The sequence below is a fragment of the Pseudoalteromonas sp. MMG012 genome, from assembly GCF_018100875.1.
Taxonomy (GTDB): Bacteria; Pseudomonadota; Gammaproteobacteria; order Enterobacterales; family Alteromonadaceae; genus Pseudoalteromonas; species Pseudoalteromonas aurantia.
In genome coordinates this window covers 36,992-61,910 of the sequence record NZ_JAGJEF010000024.1, presented here as the reverse complement: position 1 = coordinate 61,910, position 24,919 = coordinate 36,992, and the positions used below count along the sequence as shown (strand labels likewise).

General features: G+C 41.6%; 21 protein-coding genes. 11 read left to right on the top strand and 10 right to left on the bottom strand.

Features of this window, described 5'->3' with window-relative positions; all coding sequences use genetic code 11:
• Positions 1-107: 107 nt before the first annotated feature.
• From J8L97_RS10530 to J8L97_RS10510, 5 genes are all read left to right on the top strand, one after another.
• A complete protein-coding gene (locus J8L97_RS10530) occupies positions 108-365 on the top strand; it encodes a helix-turn-helix transcriptional regulator (RefSeq protein ID WP_211049466.1) in 258 nt (85 codons plus the stop codon).
• Positions 362-628 (top strand): hypothetical protein, encoded by a 267-nt coding sequence (locus J8L97_RS10525; RefSeq protein ID WP_211049464.1) that lies wholly within the window; start codon positions 362-364, stop codon positions 626-628. The genes J8L97_RS10530 and J8L97_RS10525 overlap by 4 nt, the downstream gene beginning before the upstream one ends.
• A 3-nt stretch (positions 629-631) precedes the next feature.
• Positions 632-1,231, top strand: a complete 600-nt coding sequence (locus tag J8L97_RS10520; protein ID WP_211049462.1) for a hypothetical protein — start codon at positions 632-634, stop codon at positions 1,229-1,231.
• Positions 1,232-1,615: 384 nt separating this feature from the next.
• Positions 1,616-2,152 carry a YaeQ family protein gene (locus J8L97_RS10515; protein WP_210996374.1) on the top strand — a complete coding sequence of 179 codons (537 nt, stop codon included), beginning with the start codon at positions 1,616-1,618 and terminating at the stop codon, positions 2,150-2,152.
• A 9-nt stretch (positions 2,153-2,161) separates the two neighbouring features.
• Positions 2,162-2,770, top strand: coding sequence for an alpha/beta fold hydrolase (locus J8L97_RS10510; protein WP_192509086.1), 609 nt, complete (start codon positions 2,162-2,164; stop codon positions 2,768-2,770).
• Here J8L97_RS10510 and J8L97_RS10505 read toward each other — a convergent pair.
• Positions 2,764-2,973 (bottom strand): hypothetical protein, encoded by a 210-nt coding sequence (locus J8L97_RS10505; protein WP_211049460.1) that lies wholly within the window; start codon positions 2,971-2,973, stop codon positions 2,764-2,766. The two genes, J8L97_RS10510 and J8L97_RS10505, sit on opposite strands and share 7 nt — an antisense overlap.
• Before the next feature lie 381 nt (positions 2,974-3,354).
• On the opposite strand from J8L97_RS10505, the gene J8L97_RS10500 reads away from it, so the two are divergent.
• Positions 3,355-3,828 (top strand): Dps family protein, encoded by a 474-nt coding sequence (locus J8L97_RS10500; RefSeq protein ID WP_210996376.1) that lies wholly within the window; start codon positions 3,355-3,357, stop codon positions 3,826-3,828.
• A 237-nt stretch (positions 3,829-4,065) separates the two neighbouring features.
• Here J8L97_RS10500 and J8L97_RS10495 read toward each other — a convergent pair whose 3' ends face one another.
• The 4 genes from J8L97_RS10495 to J8L97_RS10480 form a co-directional block, all read right to left on the bottom strand.
• Positions 4,066-6,120, bottom strand: a complete 2,055-nt coding sequence (locus J8L97_RS10495; protein ID WP_312037149.1) for a S9 family peptidase — start codon at positions 6,118-6,120, stop codon at positions 4,066-4,068.
• Between the two features lie 87 nt (positions 6,121-6,207).
• The gene (locus tag J8L97_RS10490; protein ID WP_211049458.1) at positions 6,208-6,729 is read right to left on the bottom strand and encodes a hypothetical protein; all 522 of its coding nucleotides are present in this window, start codon (positions 6,727-6,729) and stop codon (positions 6,208-6,210) included.
• 162 nt (positions 6,730-6,891) lie between these two features.
• Positions 6,892-10,035, bottom strand: coding sequence for an efflux RND transporter permease subunit (locus J8L97_RS10485; protein WP_211049456.1), 3,144 nt, complete (start codon positions 10,033-10,035; stop codon positions 6,892-6,894).
• 16 nt (positions 10,036-10,051) lie between these two features.
• Positions 10,052-11,212: an efflux RND transporter periplasmic adaptor subunit gene (locus J8L97_RS10480; protein ID WP_211049454.1), complete on the bottom strand. Its 1,161-nt coding sequence runs from the start codon at positions 11,210-11,212 to the stop codon at positions 10,052-10,054.
• 279 nt (positions 11,213-11,491) lie between these two features.
• Here J8L97_RS10480 and J8L97_RS10475 point away from each other — a divergent pair, with 279 nt between their 5' ends.
• Together J8L97_RS10475 and J8L97_RS10470 are read left to right on the top strand one after the other, a co-directional pair.
• Complete coding sequence (locus J8L97_RS10475; RefSeq protein ID WP_211049452.1) at positions 11,492-12,649, top strand: lipopolysaccharide assembly protein LapB; 1,158 nt, start codon at positions 11,492-11,494, stop codon at positions 12,647-12,649.
• 101 nt (positions 12,650-12,750) lie between these two features.
• On the top strand, positions 12,751-14,523 hold the full coding sequence (locus J8L97_RS10470; RefSeq protein ID WP_211049450.1) for a PKD domain-containing protein: 1,773 nt from the start codon (positions 12,751-12,753) through the stop codon (positions 14,521-14,523).
• 79 nt (positions 14,524-14,602) lie between these two features.
• Here J8L97_RS10470 and J8L97_RS10465 read toward each other — a convergent pair whose 3' ends face one another.
• The 3 genes from J8L97_RS10465 to J8L97_RS10455 form a co-directional block, all read right to left on the bottom strand.
• On the bottom strand, positions 14,603-17,467 hold the full coding sequence (locus tag J8L97_RS10465; RefSeq protein ID WP_211049447.1) for a hypothetical protein: 2,865 nt from the start codon (positions 17,465-17,467) through the stop codon (positions 14,603-14,605).
• Between the two features lie 92 nt (positions 17,468-17,559).
• Positions 17,560-17,805 carry a hypothetical protein gene (locus J8L97_RS10460; protein ID WP_211049445.1) on the bottom strand — a complete coding sequence of 82 codons (246 nt, stop codon included), beginning with the start codon at positions 17,803-17,805 and terminating at the stop codon, positions 17,560-17,562.
• Positions 17,806-18,268: 463 nt separating this feature from the next.
• Positions 18,269-19,120 (bottom strand): D-hexose-6-phosphate mutarotase, encoded by an 852-nt coding sequence (locus J8L97_RS10455; protein ID WP_211049442.1) that lies wholly within the window; start codon positions 19,118-19,120, stop codon positions 18,269-18,271.
• 385 nt (positions 19,121-19,505) lie between these two features.
• Here J8L97_RS10455 and J8L97_RS10450 point away from each other — a divergent pair, with 385 nt between their 5' ends.
• The 3 genes from J8L97_RS10450 (at position 19,506) to J8L97_RS10440 (ending at position 21,908) form a co-directional block, all read left to right on the top strand.
• A complete protein-coding gene (locus J8L97_RS10450; protein WP_211049438.1) occupies positions 19,506-20,735 on the top strand; it encodes a porin in 1,230 nt (409 codons plus the stop codon).
• A 161-nt stretch (positions 20,736-20,896) separates the two neighbouring features.
• Positions 20,897-21,436: a carboxymuconolactone decarboxylase family protein gene (locus J8L97_RS10445; protein ID WP_211049436.1), complete on the top strand. Its 540-nt coding sequence runs from the start codon at positions 20,897-20,899 to the stop codon at positions 21,434-21,436.
• 67 nt (positions 21,437-21,503) lie between these two features.
• Complete coding sequence (locus J8L97_RS10440) at positions 21,504-21,908, top strand: YbaN family protein (RefSeq protein WP_211049434.1); 405 nt, start codon at positions 21,504-21,506, stop codon at positions 21,906-21,908.
• A 40-nt stretch (positions 21,909-21,948) separates the two neighbouring features.
• Here J8L97_RS10440 and J8L97_RS10435 read toward each other — a convergent pair whose 3' ends face one another.
• A complete protein-coding gene (locus J8L97_RS10435; RefSeq protein ID WP_211049432.1) occupies positions 21,949-22,719 on the bottom strand; it encodes an ABC transporter substrate-binding protein in 771 nt (256 codons plus the stop codon).
• A gap of 433 nt (positions 22,720-23,152) precedes the next feature.
• Positions 23,153-24,844, bottom strand: a complete 1,692-nt coding sequence (locus tag J8L97_RS10430; RefSeq protein ID WP_211049430.1) for a methyl-accepting chemotaxis protein — start codon at positions 24,842-24,844, stop codon at positions 23,153-23,155.
• Between the last annotated feature and the right edge of the window lie 75 nt (positions 24,845-24,919).

Sequence of the window (24,919 nt, the reverse complement as noted above, 5' to 3'; positions counted from 1 at the left end):
CCCCATGTAAATAAAATGTTTACAAACAGCTCATTTGTAAATATTATGCTCATCTAGCAATGTGGAAAACCACCCCTTTTATACCCATTAATAAAAAGGATAAGGATGTGATAAATGGAGATGATTTACGGGCCATGAGAGTCAATGCGGGGATATCTCAAGACGCAATGGCAAAAAAACTTAGGTGTGACAGAAAAACCATTATTAATTACGAATTTGGTGTGAGTGATATTCGCTCAAAACAGCTTTTTTTGTGGTTTTTATATTGTAAGATAGATGCTGAAGCATTATTAAATGAAATAAAACAGATCCACAATCTAACCAATGGTAAAGAAAAACCAAGCTTACAGGATGAAGAGCCATGAAAAAAACAAACCTAAATAAAGTAATTAGCGCTATGAGTTTATTTATAAAAATTGATAGAAAACCAAAGGAACTAGCAAAAAAAAATGCACAAGCGCGCTCTGTTACTTTAGGTTTTTCTCAACCGTCTCATACTTATAATTTAAATTCAAATATATGCGCTTTGGTAAGTGGCGGTGTCACTCCTTATAAAAGACCAAGAGCAACAGCTATTAATCCTAATAGCTTTACGCCCATCATTTTCATCGATGACCCTCAAGGATAGACAATGAAACTTTCAAATTTGATTTTATTGAGCATAGCCTCAATCGCGTTTTTTTATATTCAATTATGGGAAATTCATTTTGTGATTCCCCTATACTTAATCATGCTAAGTGTATTTATAGCAATTGGTATTTTTACAAAAAATGTAAACATGACGCATATTTCAGGGTTTATTTTAGCTCTAACCAGTCTATCTGTTGTTGTTTATGAAAGTGGTCTAGTGAATTATGTGACTCCAGAAGAAAATCCGTTATTACAAAGCTTTCTCATTTATGGTACTCAAATTTTTTTCACCGTCACTATCGCGATAGTATTGATATTTAGAGTACAATTATCTCGATTACTCTCGAATTCAAGAGGTATTGAGCTCACTCACTTCGATGGTGTTTTTCATTGGATTTTCCTTTATATGGCAATGATTAATCTTTTGGCCTTGTTGGAAGATATGGCGTATATCCTTTTTGATATAAAATCTTGGACGCTAATCTATGATAATTTCGAAGGTCTGATTTATATTGCGTGGGCAGTATGTTGTGGTGCTTTACTGACCATGATGATTTGTGAAGCGAAATTGAGTCGTTCAGATGAAGCTAACGCATCATAACTATCTGCGCTCGTTGCTGTAGTATATAAAAACACTTCAAACTAGCTTTAAAGGTAGTTGGCTGATTGCGATAGTCACCAGCTTCCACTCACATTCGGCACATTCCTACTGCCCACACCTTACATATTTCGCTTCTACACGAGTCCAAGATACATTCATAGGTTTATTTTTATAAGGGGAGGTTTCTTGCACGACTCCATTTGTTTATTCAAACTTCATGCTCTTGATTTTGTCAGCTCAGGCGCCAAAGTGTTGTTTGTATTTTCTAAAAATGCTTAGCGAACTTTTCAGCGAAAAAATATCCTAATTAAAAGATAAGCTGAGTACTCTCAACTCTATCTCTTGTATACTGCCCCCCTCTGCTATTTATTAATCAAAAAAACCATGGCGCTCAAATCAACTATAATTAAAACCCACCTATCTATTAGCGACATGGATAGGCATGTATATCAAGACTTATCGCTCACGCTCGCACAACATCCGTCGGAAACTGAGCAACGTTTGATGATCCGAATTTTAGCCTACGTATTACAATTTCAAGAAAGGCTAGAGTTCACCAAAGGGTTATGTGCAGACGACGAGCCTGAAGTATGGCTAAAAAACTATAGTGATGAAATAGAGCTATGGGTTGAACTGGGTTTGCCAGAAGAGAAGCGCGTAAAAAAAGCCTGTAACCGTGCAAAAAGTGTTGTGTTGTATACCTATGGTGAAAATAACCAACCAATATGGTGGCAAAAGAATCAGCAAAAACTGGCCAGTTATCATAATTTATCCGTGATCAGTTTGCCCTATGAAGCAACCGCACAGTTAGCCAATATGGTCAGTCGTGCGATGACGCTTACCATCACCATTCAAGATGGGGAAATTTGGCTCAGCGATGAGCAAACCAGTGTACATATTGTACCGCAACAATTGAAATAAGAGGCACATATGACAATTCGGCGCATCGTAGTATTACATGGTTTGTATATGTCAGGCTTTGTGATGCGCCCACTGTGCGCCAAACTTAAGAAACGCGGCTTTGATATATTAAACTTTAGCTACAATACCCTAGACCCTGACAAAACAGCGATATTTACCACGCTTGATGATTTTATTGGTCATCAAGACACCGCGCTTGTGTGCCACTCAATGGGCGGGCTCGTCGCGCGCGCTTATTTAGAACAACACTCTATTGCCAGTCAATCGGTGAAAAAGGTCATTACGCTTGGCACCCCACACAAAGGCAGTGCAATCGCCAAACATATGCACAATAAAGGGCTTAACATGCTACTTAAAAATAGCATTGAGTTCTTACTCACAGATAATCAAGATTGGCCCTTTTCGGCAAAACTCTATAGTATCGCTGGCGACCTGCCTTTAGGCTTTATGCCGATCTTACAAAAAGGCAGTCGTTCAGATGGCACTGTATTGCTTGAGGAAACACAATTACCAGGCATGGCTGAACATAAAATATTTCACGTTAGCCATACCAGTATGATCTACTCTCGACAAGTCACGCAATATATCAATTCCTTGCTGACCGACGATCATCAATAATCGCCTTTCTCAGCAACCTTATAAGCAATAAATGCCAGTACACCGACAATCAAGGGTACCGGTGCCGCGATGTAACCAAACGAATCTGAGTTTGCGATACTGGCCCCCGCTAAATGCCCAACTAAACCAACCACAAATACCAACAACGCCATAATCACAACGACTATCTCACTCTTATGTTGAGATGGTGTTTTACCTTGCATAATAATACTCCTAAATTCCATCTTCACTGTTTTCAGCACGCAGTGCTGAAGTTCATTGCTATTATGCGCTTAGGTAATGTGTGATTTTTGACCTAAATCAAATATTGCATCGCCTTCATTTTATGCCTTGCTAGAATTTGAACGAGATCAAGTATTGACACGTTAGCAATCATTTTATAGCAACTTGGCAAGCTCTATTCCAACACGTGATAACGACACTTGCCTTATATCACCTATATCAATGAGCATTAGAGTTAAATCAACAAAAACAAATAAAAAGTGAAAATCAATTGATTTTACAGATTACTCTTATTGATTTAACTCGTTGGGCATTTGCCAGACATTCATCCATACTGAACTCATCGAAATAAGGAGCCTACTATGAAAAACACAAATTCAATCGGTTTAGACAATCAAAAAAGCCAAGCATTAGTTGCGTCATTAAACACTCTGTTAAGCAGCTACCAAATTCAATATATGAACGCGCGCGGTTTTCATTGGAACATCAAGGGCCGTAACTTCTTTGAATTGCATTTAAAATTTGAAGAAATTTACAACCTTTTATTAGAGAAGGTTGACGAAATTGCTGAGCGAATTTTAACCATAGAAGGCCAACCTTTACATGTCTTTTCTGACTACCTTGAGCAAAGCCAAATACGTGAAGCAAAAGGGATCAGTGATGGTACACAGGCGTTAGAAAATCTCTTGGCTGGTTTCACAACTTTGATTGGCATGCAACGCATCATACTAGCAGAAGCGGGAGAAGCCGAAGATGAAGGTACCGCAGCTCTAATGAGTGATTACATTAAAGAACAAGAAAAGCTAGTCTGGATGCTCAAAGCTTATTTGAACTAAGGCGAATAAAGCACTGTGATGCTACAGCTAGCCTATTGATAGGTCAGCCGTAGCCTCGAAGAAAGACACAGCTTAAATCACCTAGTGTATCCTTTTACAATTAAAACCTTTTGCACTCTGGTACAAATGGTTAGGCCATCAATATACACCCGCCAACAGCCATGTACCTGACAAATAAACTTTCAGCAAAAGAGTATAGCTGGGCAGGCTATGCTCTTTTCATGCATCTTGGTAATGCTAGTCTAGTAAGCTTATGAAAAATGCCATTTCAAGGGCCTTTTCATGAAGACTCTTAAAACGACCTGACGCACCACCATGACCTGCATCCATATCTGTTTTAAACAAAAGCAAATTATTATCTGTTTTGTACTCTCGTAATTTAGCAACCCACTTCATCGGTTCCCAGTATTGCACTTGAGAATCATGTAGTCCGGTCGTCACAAGTATATTTGGATAGTCTTTTGCTTCGATATTATCATACGGAGAATATGCTAAAATACTGTGGTAATCGGGCGCGTTATTGGGGTTGCCCCATTCATCATATTCGTTGGTTGTAAGCGGTATGGTCTCATCTAACATGGTGGTGAGTACGTCCAAAAATGGCACGTGACACCCAATGCCTAGATATAACTCTGGCGCTTGGTTCGCTACCGCTCCCATCAATAAGCCACCAGCACTGCCACCTGATGCAAACACTTTATTTGAATCACCATAACCTTGCTGTGTGAGTGAACGCGTTACATCCACAAAATCATTAAAACTATTTTCTTTAAACGCTTTTTTACCATTTTCATACCAGGTGCGTCCTAGCATTTCTGAACCACGAATATGTGCAATTGCGTATACAAAGCCGCGATTCAACAAACTCAGTGTGGTACTAGAAAAAGTAGGGTCAATGGTAATTCCATACGCCCCGTAGCCATATTGCAGCAGAGGGTTTGTGCCATCTTTTTTAAAGCTCGCTTTTTTATATACCAAAGAAACCGGTATATTAACCCCATCTCGAGACGTCACAAAAACGCGTTCACAACCATAGTCATCGCTGTTAAATTCACCAAGTACTTCTTGTTGTTTACGCAGCACTTTATTGCCACTGACCAAATCACAATCATACACCGAACTTGGGGTCGTTAGGCTTGAATAATAAATGCGGACGGTTGTTGCGCCTGGCTCTGGGTTTTGACCAACTCCTGCATAATAACACGCATCATTGAAAGTAAGCTGATAGCTCCCCCCTTGATAATCATGAACAACAAAGCGTATTTGCCCCATCTCTCTTTCCGTCACAACAAAGTGGCTGTCAAACAACTCTAAGCCTTCAAGCAACACATCTGCTCTATGTGCTACCACCTCTTGCCATTGCTGCACTTGCGCTATGTTCTGCTGCGAAGCCGTTAATAAACGGAAATTCATCGCATTATTATTGGATAATATATAATACGTGTCCCCCAGCTTATCCAAGCCATATTCATGGCCCATAGTCCTCGGTATTAAGCGCTCAAATTTCCCTTCTGGACGCGCTGCATCTAACACCAACACATCACTTGTTTCAGTTGCTGACAAATAAATATAGATTTGGCTTTCATCACGGCTTTTGCCAAGTCCCATATAAAACTGATGATCATGTTCTTCATAAACCAACACATCGTCACTTTGTGGTGTGCCTAATATATGCCTATATACTTGAGTACCGAGTAATGTTTGTTCGTCTTTCCTGACATAAAAAACCGTTTTATTGTCATTGCCCCAGACTAATTCGCCTTCGGTGTTGGCTAACACATCATGTAAATACTCCCCCGATGCTATATCTTTAAATCTAAAGGTATAAATACGGCGACCATCTAAGTCTTCACTGTATGCAAGTAACTGATCATTTGGGCTAACAGCCAAATCGCCAACATCATAATATTCATGCTCTCGCGCTAATTCATTGACATCGAGTAACAATGTTTTTTCGTTAAGGTGCTCATCTTTCGCCCGATAGTGACATGCATATTCATTATCCCCACTCACATCACTGACATACCAATAAGTACCATCTTTGACAGGGACGGAACTATCATCTTTGACGATGCGTGCTTTCATCTCCTCGAATAATGACGTTTGCAAACTTTTATGCGGTGCCAATGCCGCTGCCACGTGTTCATTTTCCACATGTAGGTGATTCAAGATCTCGTCATTCTTTCGCTGGTCATCTCGCATCCAATAGTAATTATCGATACGCTGGTGTCCATGATGTGTCATACTATGGGGGATTTTTTTCGCTGTTAAAGCAGAGTTGATGTCGGCCACAGATTGTTCCTAACTTATTGATATTTTACTCAGTCTATCATAGTCAATTCATCTAGCCAGTGCTGATTTTAGTGTGTCTATTTTTATCTAGATGGCTTCCCAGGCAACTTGCCACAATGCGCCTTCATTGGGTTCAAATTGCGCCGCGCCATTACGGCAATACTCCGTAAAAGGCCATGGCTTACAACGATAACAACGCTGAGATTTCTCATGCCAAACACGGGTACCTTGTTGATATGTTTGCTGCTCTTTTGGAAAAATATAGTCGTAGACAGGTATTGAATGAGCTGGCTTTTTTGGCTGTACTTTACACTTAAACTCGACCTTGCACGCTATGATGCCACTGTCTGTATGGGCCATTACTGGCAGTTTTCCTCGCCCTTGTGTATTTATTTGATTCACTCTCACAAGTGGCACATGAACATTTATCGTATTCGCAAGTTCACTGCTCCAAGCATGAGCCGCGCATTGACTGTGGTAGCCAATGACCAATTGAACACACAACGCCTTTACTTCTCCAGTTGACGTGTAAAACCTCACAGAAACAACATCACCCATATGTAGTTGTCGAAATCGAGCTAGAACACCAATTTCTTTCCAACACTCCAAGTCTTGATGTTAACTCACATACTTTACTCTTTCACTATTCAATGGCGCGCAAGTATAGCGTCGAGCGCAATAAATACAACTTTTCGACTAGTTTAAAATAAATAGCAATCCTTTAAGACCAAAAAACCAGCGTGAAGCTGGTTTTTTGGTCGCTCTACTTAATTAAGCAGGTGAAAAACGCATTTTTACAAAACGCACGAGCTTTAAAACAAACTCAGTAGCCTTACTAAACACCTGCTGTATATCGGTCAAAATGATATATAAGCACGGTACCAATAGTAATGTGATCAGGGTAGCAAATAGCACTGCAAACCCTAGAGAGACCGCCATAGGGATCACGAACATTGCCTGTAAACTTGTTTCAAACATGATGGGTAATACACCCATAAAGGTGGTAATTGAGGTAAGTGTTATCGCTCTAAAACGCGCACAACCAGCTTCAATAACCGCTTCTTTTAATGCCATACCTTGTTTGCGTACCTGGTTAACAAAATCCGTCATTACTAGAGAGTCATTAATAACAACGCCGGCAGCAGCAATGATGCCGTAAGCAGACATCATACTCAATTCTAAACCAAAGAATAAATGCCCCCATAGCGCGCCCACTAAGCTAAACGGGATCACCGACATGACAATGAGCGGCTGGGCATAACTTTTTAATGGTATCGCCAATAAAATGTAAACTAACAGCATCCCCATCACAAAGAAAATGGCTTGTTCATTTGCTTGTGCTTGTTGCTCTTCAATTGCACCACTTAGCTTCGTTTTAACGGTTGGAAAATTAGCAAGTAGCTCTGGTAAGATCACATCGTCAATTCGGGTGGTCACGGCTGTGGGTTCAATTGCTTCTTCATCGATATTGCCATATACATAGACTGTGCGATAACCCTCTTCTCGGCGTATTTGGCTGATCCCTGGCTTCTCAACTAACTCAACCACGTCACCGAGCATGACTTCTTTACCCGTCGAGGTAGTGATCAGTGTATGCTTCAATGAAGAATATGCTTCTCGTGTCAATTTTGGATAACGTACCATGACACGTACCTCTTCCCCATTACGAATAACACGTTGTGCTTCGCCACCATAATAACTAGCGCCAACTTGGTTACCCACATCTCGTAATGTTAACCCTAGATCATAAGCAACTGGCTTAAGGATAAGCTGAACTTCTTTACTGGCAGGGTCGATAGATGAACTAATATCAAACAACCCTTTTTCTTGCTGCAGCAGGGTGATCAACTGTCGACCAGCCGCATTGAGCGTATCTATATCCGAGCCATATAACAAGTAACCAAAGTCACCGCCACCACCGAGGTTAATGACTTCATCCTCAACTTGAATTGATTTAACCCCAGGAATTTCTGGCATTTGTTCTCGCCAACGGCGTGTCAGTTCAAAGGTATTAAATGGGCGTAACTCTTCATCCACTAACGGTGCCATCACTTGACCATGTGTGCGGTCGCTATTGAATACCATGACATTTTTGACCATTGCCACACCAAACTCTTGCTCAACTTGTTTGTCTACAGTCAGTACAAGCTGTTCCAATTGTTTGATAGCGCTAATCGTTTGTTCATCAGAGACATTGTCATTCATGGTAATTTTTATTGCTGGAAAATCATGTGGGATCTTCGGTAAAAATAATGTGCGAACGGCACCACTGCTCAATAAAGCGAGACTGATAGCAAACACACCAATGAATGAGAAAAGCACGGTCCAACGCCATTCTACACACGTTGTCACAAAGCGTTTATACGGCCCATTTACAAAACCAAAGAAACGACGATTAAATCCATTACGCCAACTTTTTTCTGCCAGCGGTTTAAACTTAATTTGCGCAATGTGTGCTGGCAAAATCAGTTTCGACTCAACCAAACTGAACACTAGACATAACAATACGACACCCGCAATGGAAATAAAATTCGCACTATCTGGACCGGTAGAAAACATCAAAGGGGCAAACACAGCCATAGTCGTCAGTACACCAAACGTTGCAGGTGTTGCCACGCGCTTTGCACCCCTTATTACATTTTCAACGCCTGGGCCTTTCTTTTCAACTTCAGTATACGCACTTTCGCCAATGACGATTGCATCATCAACCACGATTCCCAGCACCATGATAAAGGCAAATAAAGAGGTTACATTTACAGTGATCCCTAATACAGGCATCATCATCATTGCGCCTAAAAAACACACCGGAATACCAATGGTGACCCACATCGCCAACTTAAAGCGTAAAAACAAAAACAGCATCAATGCAACTAAAAACATCCCTTGCAGCAAGTTGGTTTTCATCATGCTCAATCGACCATTTAGGTAATAGGTCATATCAACCAATGGTTTAATCTCAACACCTGCGGGCAGTTCGGTATTTTTAAGTTCGATATAGGCTTTAACGGAATTAGCCACCGGTACCATGTTCTGCTCAGTCGTTGCTTTAACTTGAATATAAACTGCATTTTTACCGTTTAACTTAAAGTAACGTTCACCTTCGGTAAATTCGTCTTTTATTGTTGCCACATCTTTTAGCAAAACTCGCGCACCACTGGCCCCTACTTTGACAGGAAGTTGACGAAACTCATCGCCATTGTAAGATTGGTTTTCCACTCTCACAGAGATAACACCAGCGCTTGTTCTGAGTTCACCTGCTGAAATATTGGCAGAGTAATTGCGGATGGTACTCGCCACATCTTCAATCGTTAAATTGTATTGACGTAACATATCAGGCTTAATTTCTATCGCAATTTCATCTAATGGCACATCAACCGACACCAAAGAAACATTACCCAACAGAAGTAATTCATCTTCTATTTGTTTTGCAATAGGCTTCAGTTGCGTAAGTGGCAAATCAGCGGCCACTGTCATCCCCACCACATCTTGACGAAATTCAGACTGACTGACCGTCAAAGGTTCCATCGCAGCTGGAAATGTCGCGATACTATCAACTCTAAGCTTCACCTTATCCAAGACATCGGTTAATTCAGCATTTGCATCCACCTTCAGTCTCGCACTACCAGTACCTCTCGAAGCCCGGTAAACGGCTTCTTCAACTTCAGTTACATCCTGTAAAGACTCTTCCAACTTGATCAGAATACTTTCTTCAATCTCTTGTGGAGATGTACCAGGATAATTTGCTGTTACCGTGATGTAATTCAGCTCAACATTAGGGAACATTTGTCGTTGGACCGTTGAATAAGTAAAAAAACCAACAAGGATAATAAACCACATTAACAAATTCGCGGCTACGGAGTTATTTGCAAAGTAGGCAATTAGCCCAGTTTGCTTTTGCTGTTCATGAGTACTCACAGTGCACACCTACCTTTTAAAGTTTTTCAGTTGTGTCATGCTGCGATGAATCTGCACCAGCTACTTTTACTGCCATACCTTTTTGTGGATATTCAGGCACTGTCATAACAATTTTCTCACTGTCGTTAAGACCTGCACTCACATAAAAATAGGCTCCTTCTTCTCTAATGACTTTTACTTCTCTTGGCTCTAACTCATTGTCCGCATTAAGCAGCCACACCGTTTGGTTATTGACCAAATCTTGCGGTAATCGGTAAATTTTATTCAGTGTTTTACCGCCAAAGCTGACTTGCACATACGATCCAAATCTAACTTCAGGTTGACGCGTTTCTAACCCATAAGGATCTTCAACACGTACAACGAGATTAACCATACGCGTATCACTGTCTACGACTCCTAAATCACGATGAATCGACGCATGACGCGTAAAACCATTGAGTCCACTTTGCTTAATTGTGGCTGCAATTCCAGTCACTCTTTCTGGTAAAAATGCACTATCAAACCCTGCTATTGGAATAACAATCTCTGCAAATTCAACATTATTTAACGTCGCAACTGGTGATCCTGTGCTCACAAATTGGCCCACACCCACATCTCGAGAAATGACTAACGCATCATAAGGCGCTTTCACTTCACAATTATCTAAGTCTCGCTGTGCTCTTTTTAACGCCGCTTTTGCTGATTTTACACCCGCCTTCGCACTCAGTACTTGTGGTTTACGCAAAAACAAGTCGGTGTGTTTACGGTTTGGAAAGCGCTTCGCTTCATCAGCTGCAACATCCGCCAATGCGCTTTCTTCAATAAGTGATGCTTGAGCGCGCGATAATTCTGCTTCAGCTTGTAATACTGCCGCCTCATAATTATCTTTTTCTATACGCATCAAGACATCTCCACGTGCCACAATGCCACCAGAGACAAAATTCGAGTGCCATTCGATCACTTCTCCAGATACCTGTACTGACAGTTGAGTCGACTCAAATGGTTTAACTTCACCATAACTGTTTATCACAACCTGATGGTCTAATGCTGACACCGTTTCAATTTCGACTATCGGCCGACTGTCTACGTGCGCTTTTGCATCTGGCTCTGCTGCTAGCGCATTAATCCCCTTAGAACCGGCTACACCAATTGCTAACGCCACGAAAGGCAAGATCCATTTTAATGTTTTCGTTTGCATGACTAAATTATCCTGTAATAATTTCCTACAGCTATACTATCAAGATTAGTACCGCAATGAACGTGACATTTGTAAGATTCTGTTGCGACATCAGGCTTTTTTTATAACAAAACCATTACCTCTAATACCCTATTCGTATACATAGAGGCGTAATCTCCGCACTGCCACATGTCATAAAGCCAGTGATATGTATATTACGAACCCACATTAAGATCCGATTACACCTTGTACGATAAATTGAAAGACGGTAAATTAAGGTTTTATTTCTTGAGATACGAGATGAAACAAGTCTTTACTATCATACTATTAGCATCATTAATCGGATGTACATCAACCGAACTCCCTTCATCAGCCGGGCCTCAAGATCCAAGCTCATTATTCAATCACAGTCTATTCAACGAACAAGCCGTGATTCCAGAAGCAGACATTTTCTTATTGCCAGCCGCTGAGCAAGTTCAGTTTCATGCGTATCATCAAGATGCGCTAACAAAAGGGGTAAGAGAAGATAGAATCATTGCGAACTATCTAAATACTAAACTTAATGAGTTTACTTACGATGGGGCGACATTATCTGCAGCGCAAACATTGGTACAAGATGAAGGAAACTGTATTAGTCTTGCTATATTGACGCAGGCATATGCCAACTTAATTGATGTTGAAACAAGCTTCAGGGAAGTGGCATCCATTCCAGTCTACACAAAAACAGAACGCACCTTACTTGTCTCAAATCATTTCAAAACAAAACTCTTTGCGCCAGATGACAATCCCGAAGGATGGATCAGTGCAATACGCCCCGGTACTGTTATCGATTACTTTCCTGCACAAGATATTTACTTTGTCAGTACTGCAACAGTGGATGATCTGACAGCCAAGTTTTACGCAAACCTCGCAACCAATGAGTTACTAAATGAACAGTTTGATAAGAGCTACTCTTATTTAAAACAAGCATTTAAACATAAAAACACAGACCCCGAGTTGATCAACCTCGCTGCCATATTACACCGTAGGGCAGGCGATACAGACACGGCAAAAAGACTATTTGAGTATGCTATTAAACACAGCCTTATCAGCAGTAACCTCTTATCGAGTTATATCTATCTAGCAGCAGAGCTCAACGATGAGATATTAGTCAAAAAACTAGAAGCCATGAGTGAAGCCTCAGCAAAAACCCCTTTTGATATCATCAATATTGCTAGAAAAGCCTACATGAATCAGCATTATACCCGAGCAGAAAAATTACTTTCTGAACTGGTACAGGAGTTTCCATATTTGCCAGAACCTTATTTTGAACTTGCCAAACTTCATTACCAAAAAAACAACCTCAGTACCTCCCAACACTTTTTATCTGAAGCATTACTCAAAGCAGAAGACCAGAAAAAAGCTGGAATATATCAAGCTAAATTAAGCTCATTAGAACAATTACTCTCCGAAAGGTAACGCTAAAGTTAACAAAAAACACTTTACAGTTAACAAATTTATAACCATGTTGGTTGTGTTCGATTTTTATACAAACGACAACTACATGTAAGGAAATTAAAATGAAAGTGCGTTATTTACTACCATTAATTGGTTCAGTATCGTTAACTACAATGGCACAAGCGCCGCTTACAGAAGCGCAAATGCTAAAATATACCAGTAAAACCAGCGAAGCGGTGATCGGTGCAAAAGAAGAAACAAACATTGTCCTGACAACCAAAGCAGGATCGTTTAAACAAACCATAACGCATCCCGATGCCAGCTATATAAAATTACACTTTAAGAACCTCGACCTAAGTGGTGGAGGTAAGTTGGTCGTTAGAAACCTCGATGGCAGTGAGCGTTACGAATACACCATCTCTGATATGAAAAAAGCCACACTCGACGCCAAATTAGGTGACAATGGTACAACCTCATTTTCTACCATGTCGGTATCGAGTGATGCTGTTGTCGTAGAATACACAGCGGGATCGAGTAACGTCACTCCAGTCATTGATCATTATTACTATGGTAAAGAAAACGGCATCAGTATTTTAAACGGCACCGACGTCGATACTCAATCAACTTGTGGTATCAATGAACGTAAAGACGTGCAATGTTGGGCTGAGTCTCACCCTGTTGAATTTGAACGCAGTCGTCCTGTTGCCCGACTCGTTATTGGTGGCCGTAGCTTGTGTACTGGTTGGCGTGTGGGCGCTGATAACCGCATGTTTACTAATAATCACTGCGTTGAAACTGCAGCAGAGCTGGCCTCTACAGAGGTTTGGTTTAACTATCAAAACACCAGCTGTAATGGCTCAACCAGAGAAACGGTTGTTAAAGTCACGGGTAAAGATTTCTTTGCAACCGACTACACATTAGACTACACACTCTTTTCAATTAATGACTTTGCTAAAGCAGCACCATTTGGTTACTTTGGATTAGATGTACGTGACGCAACGCAAGGTGAGCGTATCTATATTCCTCAACATGGTTCAGGTAACCCCAAAGAGCTATCGATTGAATCTGATCAAGATAACAACAACCTATGCCAAGTGAATGAAGCTAATGCGAATGGCCGCGGTACTGGCACTGATTTAGGCTATTACTGTGATACCATTGGCGGCTCTTCTGGCTCGCCAGTATTAGCGGCAGCAACCAATAAAGTAATTGCCCTGCATCATTTAGGTGGGTGCACCAACAAAGGGGCTAAAATTAGCCGTATTTGGCCTCAAGTTTCTTCACACTTTAACGGTGTACCTGACGGTGACAATGGCTCGACGGATCCATTACCAACTGCGAGCTTCTCTGCAGACTGTTCAGCACTAAATTGTAACTTTGATGGTACTGCATCAACCTCACCAAATGGCTCGCTTAGCCAATACGAGTGGCAATTCGGTGATAACAGCAGCAATGGGTTTGGTGCAAACACCAGTCATAGCTTTACAGCAGCTGGTGATTACACTGTGTCATTAACGGTAACCGACTCTAGTGGTGCGACAGCAACAACCAGTAAAACAGTCTCAGTCAATGATGGTACAGACCCTGCTCAGTTACAAAATGGCGTCGCCAAGTCAGACTTGCAAGGCAGCAACCGCTCTGAAGAGTTCTTCTATTTTGATGTACCAGCCGGCGCAACTAATATTAAATTTAACCTATATGGTGGCACTGGTGATGCTGATTTATATGTGAAAAAAGACCAGAAGCCAACCACGTCTAATTGGACATGTCGTCCATATAGAAGTGGGAATAGCGAAACATGTACAGTCAATGAAGGAGCTGGTCGATATCACGTCATGATCCGAGCTTATAGAACATTTAGCGGTGTATCTCTAAAAGCTGACTACACTCAATAATCAACATCTTTCTATCTCCTAGTTAGACGGAGGGCGGCTTGTTAAACAAGCCGCCCTCATATATTCAAGTGCTCATACATTACTTTTGATCGTACCAAACACCAAGCCACACTCTATTTTCATTTTCCAGAAGCCTACCGGATACCCGACCCAAGCCAAAATCAATACGTAAATCACTCACACCTGCAGGTGCAAACCTTCCTAACCAACTGCTTTTTTCGATAAACGTAGTGAATTGAAAACCATAACTGTTGCCTAAAACCTCATTATCGAGGTGGTGTTGATGATAATATAACCACGGTTTATTCACGCGCCAACTTACTCCTGCACCAAACTGCTGATAGTGATTTCCTTGCCTACTAAACAACGCCAATTCTGGTATGAACACTTGATTCGCCTCAATATTGTTATCCAAAATAGGTGTAACAAATCCCCCTAATTGCAAGCTACTACCTTGGCGAAACATTTGTTTGGTTTGTATATACCAAGGAACATGAGCAACCTTTCCAGAGATATGCGCTGCGACATCATATCCTTGCCATACATGCTCCCCTATTTCGCCTTCATACCAATGCCACGACATGGCATTCGCAAGCGCAAAATCTTGCTGGTCATCAGACCAACGATAAGCCGCACCAACGCGCAACCAACGCGCGCGCTGGTCTACATATTGACGCTCCAAATCACTGATATGTGCAGCTAATTGGCCCTTAAACGCCCATCTTGAATACGTCAATGTGTTTGAAAGTTGCACGAAGCCTCCTTCCCTTTGTTGCTCGTGAACAAGCTCACTTCCCCCCTCATAGTGAGGGCGATGTGCAACATCAAATACTTTCCCCTGCCACTTCACTCCCTTATCTTCATAGTGAATATCCGCAAAATATCCTGATAACTTGGTTGCTGTTGTGTCTTGCACTAGGCCCACTTGCCAACTTAATTGCTCTAAAAAATCAGAGCCCTTAACTCCCACGTGAATGAGTGAACTTGATGCGCTATTGTACTGAACTCCAAGTGCTAAGGAGCTTGACTGCTGCCAAATATCATAAGGCAATTTAGGGTGATCGGTCTCGTATATTTGGGCCTCAGGTAAATATCGGGTATGTTTTTGTGTAGTGTCCATTTGCGAGCTTTTAAGGCCCCTCTTTATGTTAACCGCCTGCACCTCATGACCTACATATGTCGAAATAACACGCAACTCAACGCCCTGTGCATTCGTCGATAGAAATAACAGCGTATCATCATCTAAAAAAGTGGGATAACCTATCACCTGCTGGCCTTTGGTGAGCTTTGTTAGTTTTTCTGTTTCAAATTCATAACTGTACATATCTATGTCACCATCAACACCCGCTATAAAGACAATGCTACCATCATCTGGGTGCCATTGCGGATGTGCCACATATTGATAGCCAGCCGGCATTGGCACTTCATATTCAATGCCATTGTCAATGCGTCGAACAATCAATTGCCAATGGCGATTCAAACCCGTTTTTAAATAAGCTAGGGCATGTTCACTGTGGCTTAAAGTTGGAAAATCATACACTTCCCCCAACTGATGTTCTGTGAGTGGGGTAATATGCTGTGGTGAAAGGTGTATCGATACTAAATCAGAATATCCATAGCGAGCTTGTTCTGCATATACATACTTACTTTTTTTGCCCACCGTAAATCGACGAATACTTGCGCCAGTCGTCAGTTGAGTGAGTGTATTGCTGTTTAATGACCAGCGAAATAGCTCACCACTGACGTGATGATCATTGACGTGCTCTTTCACCCCAGACACAAACAATAGGGTGCTATCATCCAACCACTGTGGGTAACGAATGCTTTCGTGGTTTCGTGATGGCAATTGATATTGTCGCTCGCGATGAAATACCTCAGGCGCTTTATCAACAATATCCTGCTCATCGCGTGCTAATACTTGCTGCTGCTCACTGGCAAATTCTTTGGCCGCCTGGGCATTGTCTTCATTTGCATAGACATTCAAATACACAGCGCCTTGAGCATTGCGTTCAACCAACGCGAGTAATGATTTATTTGGCGACAATGCAGGGCTATGGGCACTGAAATCTGCTTTCATCCATACTGTGTCATCCAACTGCGGCTCAGCACGTTCTTGTTGCATACTGTGATACGTGTATTCCGCAATAAAACGCTGATAAAGCCGTTCTGCAGGCTGCCCAAACACGCCTGTAAATGCGTCTTGAAAACGCCGTTTTTTTACCGCTTGCATTCTCACCCAGACCGCATCAAGTGTTTGCTCTGAGTAGTTTTTTTCGAGCCAGGCAAGAAACCGTCCCCCCAACAAATATGCCATGGTGTTAGATAAATACCGCTCGTCTGCACCATTGAGTTGGCGATAAGTCGGCAAGGCTCCTTGCTGAGCAAACCGAGTTAATATTGCTTCGCTAAAGTTATCGTAGAGGCGCCCACGTCCTGTCATCTTTGATTCTAATAATGTTGCATACCCTTCTGCTACCCAGCGTGGCATTGTTGCTTCATTCAAATCATAGAGATCCCAGCTATTACGAATACGTTGTCGCCATCGGTTACGTGAGGGCTGAGATAAATGGACCAAATGTACATATTCATGAAGAATAAGTAGTTGCTGCCACCCTCGACTATTAGAAATTACCGTGTCTGATTGCGGTGGCGTGGTAAACAGTGCCATCAATGGCGAATCTGTACTGGGCAACGCAAACCCGTTTGCGCCATGGATAGGATCAAATACAACCACATCTGCAATTGCGGGTAAACTGCGATTTTGTTGCGTTAAAATAAACTGCCGAACTTGCTCTAATTCTTGCGCAGCTGATTGCGCCCATGCATCGTGACCGTCAGTAAAGTGTACATTAAAATGGGCGGTACGTAACGTTGACCACTCAGGCGTCGTCCAACCCGAAAAAGAGAGACCGCAAACACTGATCCAGAGTAATAATCGCAGCATAATCAACTCAAAATAATCATCTTATATTGAGTATCGCAAATAATGGCAATTATTTAATCTAAACACTCAAAGGTAAGTGTAAAAACATATTACTAACTCGGGTGTACCGTTGGATTTGCCAAAGAAACAAATAAGCTTAAAATACCAGCAGACACAACAAGAACACATATCGCCAGCGATGCACTTAATCCTGCGTAATACATTGCTGCTGCCACCAAAGATGCGGCACTCCACACACCAAGTCGATGTAAATAACGACTGATTGTATTACTTGCTTTAACGTTGATCAGTACAGCAATCACTAATAATAATGCCAACAGACACAGTATCACTATCATATTCACCTCCTGTTAACATCCATTATATGCTAATGATAATTATTATCAAATAAATGTCGTAACTTAATTTTAAATATGCTGTTCACACTTCCTATATAACTGATCTGAATTATATGCTCTGTAAGCACTTCACGATTTACAATGAAAGAAGCAAAAAACGTTTTTTCTAGAAGCTAAAGTACCTGCGCGAGCGTACAAAAAACATACGACTGTTAACTCACATTTATGTGTAGTCTACATGATGATTATGCGCCTACTTTTTGTGAGCCTTGTAAATTATGTCGCACAAGTAGGCTTCAGTACACGTGGGGTACAACCATGAAGAGGGATATTACGTGTCAGCTTTACCAAAAAAACGGTAGGTTGTAGAGACTATCATGGTACCCATCTATCAAGATGAACGCGCTATCGCACCTTAAAGGTATTATCACCGCCTGTGGTGCAATAGCAAAAATTAGGCCGCTTAAGCCCAGCGAATACGGGTAGCTAAGGTGTGGCTTTCTCCGGGATTAACCACAATAGCATCATCCATTACGTTTGCCGCTTCCAAACAGAGCATCGATAAGTATTCATCATCTTTAAAGTTACTTAAACGCTGCGACTTTTCAACCCAAGGGTTCCATAAAACACACGACTGAGAGTTTTCTCTGCTCACTTCAATACGCCCATCTGGTGTATTAATCATTTGTGTAACAGGCGCTTGGGTATACACCATATCTGTTTCTCGCGCGAAATGTACCACCTCCTCTTGTAAGAACGGCCCCTGACCAAACTCAATATATTGAGCACCTTGTAGGCCGTCAACAGACGTTTCATTAATAGACGGAGTTGGAAAATACGTATGTAAGGCTTGCGTCAATGTAAACGCGTTTTGGCCTAGATTAGTATTGGTTAAGCGCACCTCAATACTTTGACCAAACAAAAATGTTACCTCTAATTTAGACTGATGCGGCCAGTAAATGTCATCGACTAATGTCATAGGCAAAGATAAACGAACTTCCACATGGGTATCATGTTCAATGACTTCCTCAGCGCGCCATATGAGTTTACGTGCCACCCCATGAATAGGCCATTGTGGATCACTGTGCACGCCAAACCATGGCCAACAAATCGGGATCCCCCCACGTACGGCTTTACCTTCAATGTAATCCTCGTCAGCTGAAACCCAAATCAAATTGCCTTGGCCTTTCGGGGTAAACTCTGTTAACTGTGCGCCTTGTAAAAATACCTTCCCTCGACATAGCGCACTATCAACCTGTATATACTCAAGCCCGCTATCTGTACGCTGAATAGACACTGATGCAGAAAGTTCCATACTTCACCTTATTATCGTGTTTAAAAAACATTATCTAGGTTACCCAATTTATCTATCCTGAGTAAATAAATAACCGTCAATATGAAGCATCTTCATACACACCACAACCAATTCATTGCGTATCAAAATCATTACTCTGCTGGGCTTATCATCATTTTATGTCCTTATAAATGACACTCCAAATCATATTAGATTGTGCGTCACACATTGCTGTACCGTCTCCACGCATGCGTTTTATTGCAACATTTATAACGTCAATAAAATAAGGCTAAGATATTAATAATATACTTAATTATCATATATTTTTATCAGTTAATTGGGATTAGAACACGATATGGTCTACCCTATTACTATTCTTTTTGACAACATCATATGAAGCCTATTCATGTTAAAACTTACCGCTCTTGCATTGGCAATCAGCGTATTGTCATATCCAGTATCTGCCAGCACAGATGAGTTAGCACAACTTAAACAGCAGCTTGCCAAGTTACAACAGCAAATACAAAAAATTGAAGATGACGCGAAAAAAGCGAAAAAAGCGGCGCCATCAGAGTCATCTGGTATCAAAGTAGGCGGTGCTGTGCGAACGAATTACAGCCATACTTCGTATAGCGATGGCAATAAAAATCGCGGCGGAGATTTTGATTTCGATTTATTCCGTATCAATTTCTCTGGTGATATTGGCGACGTTTCACTCAATGCTGAGATCCGCTTTTTCGATTATATGACTGCGGTAAAATACGCCTACGTTGGCTATGACTTCGCCGAACATTGGCAAGTTCAAACCGGTATTACCAAAGTACCGTTTGGTAATTGGCCCTACAATTCGCACAACTACTTCTTCAGTACAAATTACTATATCGGCTTAGAAGACGATCATGACTTAGGCGTGTTATTTAAGCGTAAACTCAGTGACAACTGGCAGTTAGATTTAGGTTTTTTCAAAAATGATGAACTCGGTGGTATTGATGGATATGTGAGTGATCGCGCTGATCGTTACTCTTATGATGTCGTCGGTTATCGTCAAAATAGTGATGGCATTTATGACAATCCTACTCACCCGATTGGCGAATATAATACCTTTGCCGCACGTTATGGATACCATATTCAGCACTCAGGTGGGACGACCGAAATCGGGTTTTCAAGCCAATTTGGTGGGTTACACGATGGCAATGACCGAGTTGGTGATAGTTTGGCTTGGGCATTACATGTGAATAGCAATATAGGGCCATGGAACATTCAGCTACAACATGGCGAATATGACCACGATATTGAAGGATTTGATCGAATGGCTGTGGGCGCGTATGCGTTTTACGATAGTATTGCAGCGCAAGCTACCACATCCAGTGCCAACCTTGCATATAGCATGCCCGTTAAGTGGGGTGCAGTCACCGGATTACAATTTTACAATGACTTCGGCATTATTTATGACAAATCGGATGCCAGTGCTGACACCTGGATGAATGTCACCGGCGTATCGGTTGCTGCTGGTGGGCTATTTACTTACTTTGATTTAGTGCATGCCAAAAATCAACCCTTTGTAGGCGGCTCCATTGCAGGTGATAGCGATGACACGGAGCGTCGCTTTAACATCAATATTGGCTACTATTTCTAATTCTGTACGGGTCTATCTACTTAGTGGTGCGACCCTATTCCGCGTAGAAAACTTTCATAATTAACTAGACGATTTACACACTCTTTATAGCCAAACCTTATTTGAGCAATCATTCAAATAAGTTTAACCTTAAATCTTACTCAATAAAAAAGGGATACCCCATGGCTCAATTCGATATTCATACGTTAGACAGCGCACCACAAGACAGTAAACCACTACTACAAGACTCTATAAATACATTTGGGATGATCCCAAATTTACACGGTGTCATGGCTGAATCAGCGCCTCACTTACAAGCCTATCAAACATTACACACACTATTTCTACAATCCGCGTTTACCAGTGATGAAAAAACGGTTGTATGGCAAACCATTAATATTGAACATAATTGTCATTATTGCGTACCAGCGCATTCAGCCATCGCCAAATCAATGGGTGTAGATGACACACTCAACCAAGCACTCAGAGATCACACTGCACTGCCTAACGAACGGCTTGAAACACTCCGTACCACGGTATTACAGCTGGTCAGAAACCGGGGGATTTTATCTGACAAGGAACAACAGCAATTTTTCGACGCTGGTTATACACAGCAACATTTGCTCGATATTGTTTTAGGCCTTGCGCAAAAAATCATGAGTAATTATGTCAACCATTTAGCTAAAACTCCTGTAGATAAACCATTTGAAGCCTTTATCTAAGCGCAATACCTCGCATTTCATTGACCCTGTGATAAGCTTAAAGGAGCTGATTTACAGGGTCATAGGCATGCAGAAAAAGATAAATGGTATTTTCAATAGGTGCTTTTGGCTGCATTTAACAGGCATTGTGTTTGTTGCACTTGGATTTATTGGCATTGTGCTCCCAGTCATGCCCACCACCATTTTCTTTATTCTTGCCCTTGCGTGTTTTACCCGCTCTTCACCCCGTTTTGCAAACTGGTTGCTTAATCACCCTAAATTTGGCTATAGCCTGCAACAATGGCAAAAGTATCAGGTTGTACCACCCAAAGGGAAGTGGGGGGCGGGAATTGGTATGAGTCTTGGGTTCTTGATCTTATTATTAAATCAACCACCCGTATGGGTTTTAGTCATTGTTGCGGTCACTGAGCTTGCGGTGTTAGCCTACATCTTGCGTAAGCCATCATACCCACCTTTATCGAGGCCAGCTTAGCCATCACCGTAACATACGGTCAATAACAGCCAAGCTGAGTTTATAAATACTGCTGATACTGAGACAATAAGTCCTGCGTAATTTCTTTGTTCGCGTTTATTGCTTGATTAATTACCTGCAACTGCTGTGAACTAACATAGCCTTGTCGAAACATAAAATACACTGGGTTGCGATGCACGACCTGAGCGGTTTCCAACAAATGCACATAATGCCTTTGCTTTAAAAAATAACGCCCAGACAGCTCATCTTCAACCACATAGTCTAATCGCTGTTTATTTAATAAATCAAAACGTTGTTTTACCAGTGGTAATTCTGCGATTTGCGCTGGAAAACGCGCCACCAGTTGGGAGAATGACGCGCCATAAAAACTGCCGAGATTTATCCCTATGGTCCCTTTATTTATCAAAATATGCTCTATCGTTGCCTTTACCACGTCACTATCTCGATGTGCATACAACCGCATCACCTCTTCACGATACGCCTCTGTAAATGTTGCAAAGTCAGCACGTTGCTTGGTATAGCTGGCAGCAAAAAGCATATCGATAGTGCCTTTTTTCAACTGCTCAAATGTGCGACTTGAAGAAGGAAGTTCGACAAATGACACGCAATAATTGGCTGCACTCAATATGTTTTTAATAATATCAACATCCACCCCAATAAATTTATCAGGCTGTTTAATCACATAAGGTGGCCAACCTTCATTAATACCAACACGCACCTTCTGTTGACAAGCAAACGCAGCGTAATGCCAACCAAGCAGTACTAAAAATATAACGAGTTTAAAAGCATGGTGATTGATAACCCTTGGCATGTTCTTTATCTATTTACGTTATTATTATTTTATATCAATACTATAGCACCGCTTGTACACAATAAGTAAACTAATTAACCTCAGGTTTGGATAAGGGTTTTGGAATAGGAAATATTTTGTAAACAAACTTATGTACAATCTAATGATGATATTTTGGTCAATATCAAGGCGCTTTTATGCAGTAATAGCGGGCTATTACAAATGAAAGCAACGCCGAGAGTGAGAAAAATAGCTTTATTGGGCAAATTCGCTTATCCAGAGCTGAGGTTAATTATATTTGCGCAATATGGTCTATTAATGCTGAATACCTCAAACTATAAAAGCCTCACCAAGGGTCGGTTATGGTGAAGTTTTCGCGATATAGATTTTAAAGTAAAGGAAGGGTATAGACGCTATTGAGGAAACTCAATAGCGTCTTGGCGCGTGCCGCAGACTAGGTTACAAATCGATCAAAGTTCGCATGTAGGTCTACCACCCGTTTTGCTATATTTTGATTGGCCTCAGATGTTTCACTGGCTCCTTGCGCCGTTTCAGTTGCTAAGTCATTAATATTATTTACGCTTTTATCAATATCTCCTGCTACCACCGACTGCTGCTCAGCTGCAGTGGCTATTTGGGTATTCAAGTCATTAATTAAATCTATCGATTGCGCCGCTTCATCCAGTGTACTGCGTGTCTCTCGGCTTTTACCTAAACAAGCACTGGCGCTTTCTGTTCCTTTAGCCATACTCACAACCACTTTATTGGCTTCTGTTTTTAACCGTGAGAGTAAATCTTGAATATCAGCCGTTGAGCCTTGTGTGCGGCTTGCCAAGGTACGTACTTCATCAGCAACCACTGCAAAACCGCGCCCTGTTTCACCCGCCCTTGCCGCTTCAATGGCTGCGTTAAGGGCAAGTAAGTTCGTTTGTTCAGAAATACTCTGTATTGACTCCAGTACCGTGCTGATATTATTGGTTTCTTCTACTAAAGAGGTAATGTCTGCTGACGCTTCGTTCATTTCACCAACTAAGCTCTCAATAATGTCATTGGTTTCTGTTGCAATGGCTTTACTCGACGCCACCTTATTACGCACATTCTGTGTCGCCTCCGCTGCATTTGCCGTGCTTTTCGATACATCTTGTGTGGTGGTGCTCATTTGATATACGGCCGCGGCCACCATTTCAGTTTGGCTTTTTTGATCCAATACATTTTGCTTCGTCTGGCCAACAACTTGTGTGGCTAATTCAGACGACTCACCCAAACTTCGCACAATATTGTTGGTACTCGCTATAATACTGCGTAAATTACCAATGAACTTGTTAAACTCTTTGGCCATAACCCCAGTTTCATCTCCAGCCGACTCATCCAGTTGCACCGTTAAATCACCATTACCGTTGGCCACTGATTTTAATCGTTCAATAAGCGCATCAATCGGGACTGTGATCGAGCGACCAACCACCAGTGATATACCGATGGCAAATACGACTGCAACGGCTGATGTTATCGCAATCCACATAATGGCTGCTTGTTCATCGTGCTCAGCTTGTAAAGAGGCGTCTTGTGTAAATTGCTGAATGCCGCCTAACAATGCAATAAGCTCTTGTTTTAACTCATCCTCCTCATGTTCCACCACAAGTACATCTTCCATCAATGAAGTAAGTGCTTGCTCATTAAGACGATTTAGCACCGCTTCCATATGCGTATGGACCGTCCGATAGTGTTCATTAATTACGCGCAACTGCTGATTCACTGCCCTAAACTTACTAGCCGATGCCTCTACGTGCGCTTTTGTGACGGCGTCAGCAGAAAAGTCAATGGCATGCTCAAGCTCCTTATCTATTTTGTCACCCAACGCTGAAATATCCGTTAAAATCGAGTTAAGGGGCTGTGCAAAACTCTGCTCACCTTGATCAATTAATGATTTGTACAGTAACGCGCGCTCAAATAGCACCGCTTGTTCCAGTTGATGCTCCGTTATTGCCGTTAAAAATCGGGTGAGTGGAATGTCTTCTTCGGCAATATCAACTAGCTCATTGCCAATTTTAGCCATCTGCACAAGCGACAATATGCTTACAATTAACAATAAACCCAATTGCGCAATACCCATTGCATATATTCGGGTGCCAATATTCAATCTTTTCATACACTACGCGACCTATATTTACACTTATGGTTAACAGTGTAGTTACTCAAATTAGATCACGCGATCTTTCTTCGA

What these genes read in the sequence shown, in the direction of transcription:
- J8L97_RS10525 (WP_211049464.1), top strand. Translation starts at nt 362, where the DNA reads ATGAAAAAAACAAACCTAAATAAAGTAATTAGCGCTATGAGTTTATTT.
- J8L97_RS10520 (WP_211049462.1), top strand. Translation starts at nt 632, where the DNA reads ATGAAACTTTCAAATTTGATTTTATTGAGCATAGCCTCAATCGCGTTT.
- J8L97_RS10515 (WP_210996374.1), top strand. Translation starts at nt 1,616, where the DNA reads ATGGCGCTCAAATCAACTATAATTAAAACCCACCTATCTATTAGCGAC.
- J8L97_RS10510 (WP_192509086.1), top strand. Translation starts at nt 2,162, where the DNA reads ATGACAATTCGGCGCATCGTAGTATTACATGGTTTGTATATGTCAGGC.
- J8L97_RS10505 (WP_211049460.1), bottom strand. Translation starts at nt 2,973, where the DNA reads ATGCAAGGTAAAACACCATCTCAACATAAGAGTGAGATAGTCGTTGTG.
- J8L97_RS10500 (WP_210996376.1), top strand. Translation starts at nt 3,355, where the DNA reads ATGAAAAACACAAATTCAATCGGTTTAGACAATCAAAAAAGCCAAGCA.
- J8L97_RS10480 (WP_211049454.1), bottom strand. Translation starts at nt 11,212, where the DNA reads ATGCAAACGAAAACATTAAAATGGATCTTGCCTTTCGTGGCGTTAGCA.
- J8L97_RS10475 (WP_211049452.1), top strand. Translation starts at nt 11,492, where the DNA reads ATGAAACAAGTCTTTACTATCATACTATTAGCATCATTAATCGGATGT.
- J8L97_RS10470 (WP_211049450.1), top strand. Translation starts at nt 12,751, where the DNA reads ATGAAAGTGCGTTATTTACTACCATTAATTGGTTCAGTATCGTTAACT.
- J8L97_RS10465 (WP_211049447.1), bottom strand. Translation starts at nt 17,467, where the DNA reads ATGCTGCGATTATTACTCTGGATCAGTGTTTGCGGTCTCTCTTTTTCG.
- J8L97_RS10460 (WP_211049445.1), bottom strand. Translation starts at nt 17,805, where the DNA reads ATGATAGTGATACTGTGTCTGTTGGCATTATTATTAGTGATTGCTGTA.
- J8L97_RS10455 (WP_211049442.1), bottom strand. Translation starts at nt 19,120, where the DNA reads ATGGAACTTTCTGCATCAGTGTCTATTCAGCGTACAGATAGCGGGCTT.
- J8L97_RS10450 (WP_211049438.1), top strand. Translation starts at nt 19,506, where the DNA reads ATGTTAAAACTTACCGCTCTTGCATTGGCAATCAGCGTATTGTCATAT.
- J8L97_RS10445 (WP_211049436.1), top strand. Translation starts at nt 20,897, where the DNA reads ATGGCTCAATTCGATATTCATACGTTAGACAGCGCACCACAAGACAGT.
- J8L97_RS10440 (WP_211049434.1), top strand. Translation starts at nt 21,504, where the DNA reads ATGCAGAAAAAGATAAATGGTATTTTCAATAGGTGCTTTTGGCTGCAT.
- J8L97_RS10435 (WP_211049432.1), bottom strand. Translation starts at nt 22,719, where the DNA reads ATGCCAAGGGTTATCAATCACCATGCTTTTAAACTCGTTATATTTTTA.
- J8L97_RS10430 (WP_211049430.1), bottom strand. Translation starts at nt 24,844, where the DNA reads ATGAAAAGATTGAATATTGGCACCCGAATATATGCAATGGGTATTGCG.